The sequence below is a fragment of the Pseudomonas sp. A125 genome, assembly GCF_055409485.1.
Genome location: NZ_JBUZVP010000066.1, coordinates 1 through 5,297 on the forward strand (window position 1 = coordinate 1; position 5,297 = coordinate 5,297).

General features: G+C 63.1%; 6 protein-coding genes and 1 pseudogene. 2 read left to right on the forward strand and 5 right to left on the reverse strand.

All coding sequences use genetic code 11. From position 1 onward, the window contains the following. Positions 1–90: 90 nt before the first annotated feature. Positions 91–1,020 carry an N-acetyl-gamma-glutamyl-phosphate reductase gene (gene argC / locus ACZRN6_RS36235; RefSeq protein WP_003465021.1) on the reverse strand — a complete coding sequence of 310 codons (930 nt, stop codon included), beginning with the start codon at positions 1,018–1,020 and terminating at the stop codon, positions 91–93. 114 nt (positions 1,021–1,134) lie between these two features. Between argC and ACZRN6_RS36240 the strand changes: the two genes are divergently transcribed. Continuing rightward, entirely contained in the window at positions 1,135–2,019 is an 885-nt protein-coding gene (locus ACZRN6_RS36240; protein WP_003465017.1) for a LysR family transcriptional regulator, read from the forward strand. 183 nt (positions 2,020–2,202) lie between these two features. On the opposite strand, the gene ACZRN6_RS36245 is transcribed toward ACZRN6_RS36240, so the two are convergent. The 4 genes and pseudogenes from ACZRN6_RS36245 to ACZRN6_RS36260 all read right to left on the reverse strand — a co-directional run bounded on the left by ACZRN6_RS36245 (position 2,203) and on the right by ACZRN6_RS36260 (position 4,028). Continuing rightward, on the reverse strand, positions 2,203–2,466 hold the full coding sequence (locus ACZRN6_RS36245; protein ID WP_003830781.1) for a uracil-DNA glycosylase family protein: 264 nt from the start codon (positions 2,464–2,466) through the stop codon (positions 2,203–2,205). Positions 2,467–2,527: 61 nt separating this feature from the next. Continuing rightward, positions 2,528–2,848 (reverse strand): annotated as a pseudogene (locus tag ACZRN6_RS36250) (uracil-DNA glycosylase family protein); the annotation flags it as partial. Positions 2,849–2,876: 28 nt separating this feature from the next. Then, positions 2,877–3,425, reverse strand: coding sequence for a cytochrome P460 family protein (locus ACZRN6_RS36255; protein ID WP_003465000.1), 549 nt, complete (start codon positions 3,423–3,425; stop codon positions 2,877–2,879). Positions 3,426–3,452: 27 nt separating this feature from the next. Beyond that, positions 3,453–4,028 (reverse strand): carboxymuconolactone decarboxylase family protein, encoded by a 576-nt coding sequence (locus tag ACZRN6_RS36260; RefSeq protein ID WP_003464997.1) that lies wholly within the window; start codon positions 4,026–4,028, stop codon positions 3,453–3,455. Positions 4,029–4,103: 75 nt separating this feature from the next. Between ACZRN6_RS36260 and ACZRN6_RS36265 the strand changes: the two genes are divergently transcribed. Next, the gene (locus tag ACZRN6_RS36265; protein ID WP_003464996.1) at positions 4,104–4,946 is read left to right on the forward strand and encodes a helix-turn-helix transcriptional regulator; all 843 of its coding nucleotides are present in this window, start codon (positions 4,104–4,106) and stop codon (positions 4,944–4,946) included. The last annotated feature ends 351 nt before the right edge of the window (positions 4,947–5,297 follow it).

A 5,297-nucleotide genomic window follows, 5' to 3' on the forward strand; every position in this document is an offset into this window, starting at 1 on the left:
TTAATGCCGTCGATGCCAGGCCATAAACAGAGAGGAAACAACCGCTCGAAAATTCGAGCCATAGACTCTAGAGCCAGTGGGTAGTCGGAGTCATGTTCCTGCAACCATCAAATCCAGATTCTGCACCGCCGCTCCAGCGGCTCCCTTCCCAAGATTGTCAAACACCGCAGCCAACAAAACCTGCCCCGTCTCATCATTTTCACACACCACCAATCGCAAACTATCAGTCCCGTTAAGCGCCTGAGGATCAAGGCACGTCAACCCTTTGGCCTCCTGCATCGACATCACCTGTACATGGTCCGCATCGACGTAGTGCTGCATAAGACACGCATGCAACCGCACCGCATCCACGCCCGGCGCCAACAAGCGAAGTTGCAACGGTATGGTCAGCACGATCCCCTGCCGAAAAGCCCCATAAGCCGGCACAAACATCGGCCGCTCCATCAGACCGCTTTGCTGCTGAATCTCCGGAATATGTTTGTGTGCCAGCCCCAGACCATAAACCTGAAACGCGGGCGCCTGTGATGCGCCCTCTCCCTCATGCTCTTGCACGCCAACGCGCCCTTTTCCGGAATAGCCCGACACAGCATGAATGTTCGTCGGATAGTCCCTGGGCAGCAACCCGGCCTCCAGCAATGGGCGCAGCAGCCCTATCGCCCCCGTGGGATAGCAACCGGGATTGCTGACCCGCCGTGCCGTGGCGATGCGTTGGGCCTGCTGCGAGTTCATCTCCGCGAAACCATAGGTCCAGTCTGGATGGGTGCGGTGCGCCGAACTCGCATCGATCACCCGAACGGCGGGGTTTTCGATGCTCGCTACAGCGTCGCGTGCGGCTTGGTCGGGCAAGCAGAGAATCGCGATGTCGCAGGCGTTGATGATTTCGGCGCGACGTTGCGGATCCTTGCGATGTTCGGGGCTGAGCGTGATAAGCCGCAGATCGGTCCGGTCGCGTAGACGTTGATGGATTTGCAACCCGGTGGTGCCTTGGTCGCCGTCGATGAATATAAGAGGACTTGCCATGGAATGCTCTCGGACATAGGAAATCAGGAGTTCCAATCTTCAGTGAGGGGCTAAGATAGGAAAAGTTGAATTTCTAAACGATGAAATTCAGCTTTTCTGAACAAGGAGTGACTCATGCGCGAAATCAGCCTGGACCGTCTGCGCACGTTGGTGGCCATTGCCGACCTGGGTTCGTTTGCCGAGGCGGCCCGTGTGCTGCACCTCGCGCCACCCACGGTCAGTTTGCATATTGCCGACCTGGAGTCGCGGGTTGGCGGAAAGCTGTTGTCGCGCACACGTGGGCGCATTCAGCCTTCGGCGATTGGAGAAACGCTGGTGGAGCGCGCGCGGCGCCTGTTGGCGGATGCGGAGCAGGCGCTTGAGGACGTGGAGCGTCAGGTGCAGGGCTTGGCCGGGCGTGTGCGGCTGGGTGCCTCCACAGGGGCCATCGCACAGTTGATGCCGCAAGCTTTGGAGACGTTGGGCCAACGCCATCCCGCTATCGATGTGCAGGTCGCGGTGCTCACGTCGCAGGAAACTTTGAAGAAGCTTGCCGAGGGCTCTTTGGAGATCGGTCTGGTCGCGCTGCCACAGACCCCGGTGAAGGAATTGCGGATCGAGCCATGGCGGCGGGACCCGGTCATGGCCTTCTTGCCGGCTCGCTGGGAATGCCCGGATGTTGTGACCCCCGGTTGGCTGGCCGCCCAGCCATTAATTCTGAATGACAAAACTACTCGGCTTTCGCGCTTGACCTCGGAGTGGTTCGCCAGTGATGGACGGCAGCCCACGCCGCGTATTCAACTGAACTACAACGATGCGATCAAAAGCCTAGTGGCGGCCGGTTATGGTGCGACGTTGTTGCCGCATGAAGCCTCCACGCCATTGCCCGATACCAGGATCGTCATGCGGCCATTACAGCCCTTATTGTGGCGTCAACTTGGTATTGCCCACCGTGGTGGGGACGTCGAGCGGCCTACGCAACATGTGCTGGATGTGTTGTGGGGGTTGAGTGCGGGCTAGGGCGATGTTGTCAGAGAAAGGACCGCTTTCGACCCGGTCATACGGTGATTGAGGTCCCAGGCGTCAGCTACCGCACCTGAAGCCGTCGTTCATCGCTCCAAAGCCGGTGCCTGTCTCCGTTCGCCCAGGCCAGGGTGTCGTAGTACTTGTGCAGCAGCTCGGTAATGGCGGCGGTGTCGTCGGTCATGGGGTTTCCTTGGGGTTGGCGGTGAGGACTGCCTGGACGCGTGCTTGCAGCGCGGGCAGCACGTCTTGTTGGAACCAGGGGTTGCGCACCAGCCAGCGATTGTTGCGCGGGCTAGGGTGAGGCAGGGGGAACGCTTGCGGCCAGTGCTCGCGCCAGGCTTCGACCACCCGGGTGAGCGGCGTCTTGCCAGTACCGAGGTGGTAGTCCATGGCGTAGCTGCCCAGCACGATGACCAGCGACAGGCGCTCGAAACGCTGCATGAAGGCTTCGCGCCAGGCGGGGGGCGCACTCCGGGCGTAGCGGCAGGTCACCGCTTTTGCCGGTGCCCGGATAACAGAAGCCCATGGGCAGAATGGCGATGCGGGTAGGGTCGTAGAAGGTGTCGCGGTCCACGCCCAGCCAGGCGCGCAGACGCGCGCCGCTGGCGTCGTCGAAGGGCACGCCTGAGGCATGGACCCGGGCCCCCGGTGCTTGGCCGGCGATGAGGATGGGCGCACTCGGGTGAAACTGGAAGACCGGCTGCACGCCGTGTGGCAGATGCGGTGCGCAGCGCGTGCAGGCGCGGACGTCGGTCAGAAAGGCGTCGAGTGTCGGCATGGCGCGCTTCCGGAAAGGGTGGCTCGCGCAGGACGGAGGTGCCATCCTGCGCGAAGCGTAACCCGGCAGCAAGTCAGTGCTGGGTCAGTGTCGGATAGCCCTGGATGAATACGCGGTCGGTCTTGGCCGCCGGCACATGGCAGCCCATGCAGTCGGCTTCGTAGCTGACGGCGACATTCTTGGCGGGGGCGTCGGCCTTGAACAGCGCCCAGCCCCAGCCGTCGCCCCACAAGGGGTTGCTGGCGAAACGGCCTTTGGCGTCCTTGACCATCACGAACCACACGGCCGCATCGGAACCCCAGACCACAGGGTTGCCAGTGGTCATGGCGCTGGTTTCGAGCTTGCGGATCTCTTTCACCAGCGTGGCGCCGTCCAAGAACTTGCCGGTCTTGCGGTAGTGCTCGGCCGAGGCCTTTTCGGTGTACACATCGTGCAAGCCGCGAGAGGCGGATTTTTCGTCCAACACCGCATATGAGCCCAGGTGGACGAAGTTTGTGCGGAAGTCTGTGGGGCGGCTGATGCCGCCCTGGCTGTCCACATAGGGCGAAAAGTCGCCGGCCGTGACGGCCAGTGGCAGGACGAGGGCGCTGGCGAGCAGAGCGCCGGTGAGTGCGATTTTCATCGTGTTCTCCTTATATGCCTATGGAGATCAGACGGCGACCACGGGGAAATCCACCGTGGTGTCGGCGATGTGGTTGGTGTAGTTGGTGAGCGTGTTCAGCGCGACGTTGGCGATCACTTCCAGTATCAGGCCGTCGTCGAGCCCCGCGCGGCGGTAGTTGGCCATGGCGTCGGCCGACACCACGCCGCGTTGCTCGACCAGCGCGCGGGCAAAGCCGGCGATTGCATCGTCAAGTGCGTTGGCCGCCTGGCCGGTGCGGGCCGCGGCGATGGCCTCTGCCGACAGTCCGGCACCTTTGCCGATCAGGGTGTGTGCGCTCAGGCAATACTGGCAGCGATTGGCTTGACCGGCAGCGAGCGCAACGATCTCGCGCTGGGAGGCATTCAGGCGGCCGGTGCCCAGCGTTTCGGACAAGCCGAGGTAGCCATTGAGCGCCGCCGGCGCGTGGGCCAGCGTGGCGAACAGGTTCGGCACCATGCCAAGCTTGGCTTTGACGGCCTTGAGTGTGGCAGCGGTAGCGGCGTCAGCGGTGTCGATGGTCAGGGGGGCGATTTGGGTCATGTCTATCTCCGTAGTGGGTGAGGTGCAAGAGCACGTGGGCATGATCGCCCTTTGTTTGGTACGATATGGCACGTAAAGTATCAAATACGTAACCTATCGTCTTATATGGAGAGTGGAATGGCGGATCGACTGGCCGGCTTGCTCCGGCACTACTCGCTTTCGGCGCGCGTTTTTCACAGCGGCGCCTTCTGTGGGCAGCATCATTACGCGGCGCCGCATGGCTATATCCATCTGGTGCGGCGCGGCCCGATTACGGCGCGTTCGCCCGTGCATGAAGATCTGCTGGTTACCGAGCCGAGCCTGCTGTTTTATCCGCGCGTGGCGTCGCATCGTTTTGTCGCCGCCCCCGGCGATACCGCTGAGCGGTTGTGTGCGGAGGTCGACCTGGGCGCTTCGACGGGCAATCCGTTGGCCATGGCCTTGCCGTCGATGCTGCTGATTCCGTTGGCGGACTTGCCCGGCCTCGGGCCGACGCTAGAGTTGCTGTTTGCCGAAGCCGAGCGCGACCAGTGCGGTCGGCAGGCCGCCATCGACCGCTTGTGCGAGTTGCTACTGATCCAGTTGCTGCGTTATCTGATGGATGGGCGGCTTGGCGCCACCGGACTGCTGGCGGGCCTGGCCGACCCGAAACTCGCGCGCGCCATAACCGCCATGCACGATGCGCCGCAGACCGCGTGGTCGCTCGAGGCGCTGGCGGCGAAGGCGGGCATGTCACGCGCGCGCTTCGCCGCCGCGTTCAAGGACGCGGTGGGCGTCACGCCGGGCGACTATCTGGCCGACTGGCGGATGAACGTCAGTTGCACCCTGCTCAAGCAGGGGCGGCCGGTGGCGGTGGTGGCCGACCGCGTCGGCTACGGCAGCCCGAACGCTCTGGCGCGCGCCTTCCGCGTGCGCATGGGCTGCGCCCCGCGCGACTGGCTGGCGCAGCAGCGCGGTGACGCGGCGCTCAGCGGTTCGTGAGTTTGAGTTCGATTCGCCGGTTCTTGGCGTAGGCGGCGCCGGTGTTGCGCTCGTCGAGCGGGTGAAATTCGCATCACGCCGGAACAACTGGCGGAACTCCAGGTGGCGATCCGTCAACGGCTGGTCAGTCTGTTCGTGCGGCGCGGCCGGCTGGACAAGGCTGAGTCAGTGGCGCAGGTAGCTGGATGACGCTGTCCCGCCCTGAGCCGACGCTCACAGGCGGGGATTTCCAGTGTCGTCATTGTCGGCTATTGGCCGGCAGCAGCCCGTCGTTGCCTGATGGATCCAACCCCTCCGCTGCTATAGTGCAGTCGGCTTCTGACGTTCAGTGCAGCCGTCTTCTGAAAACGA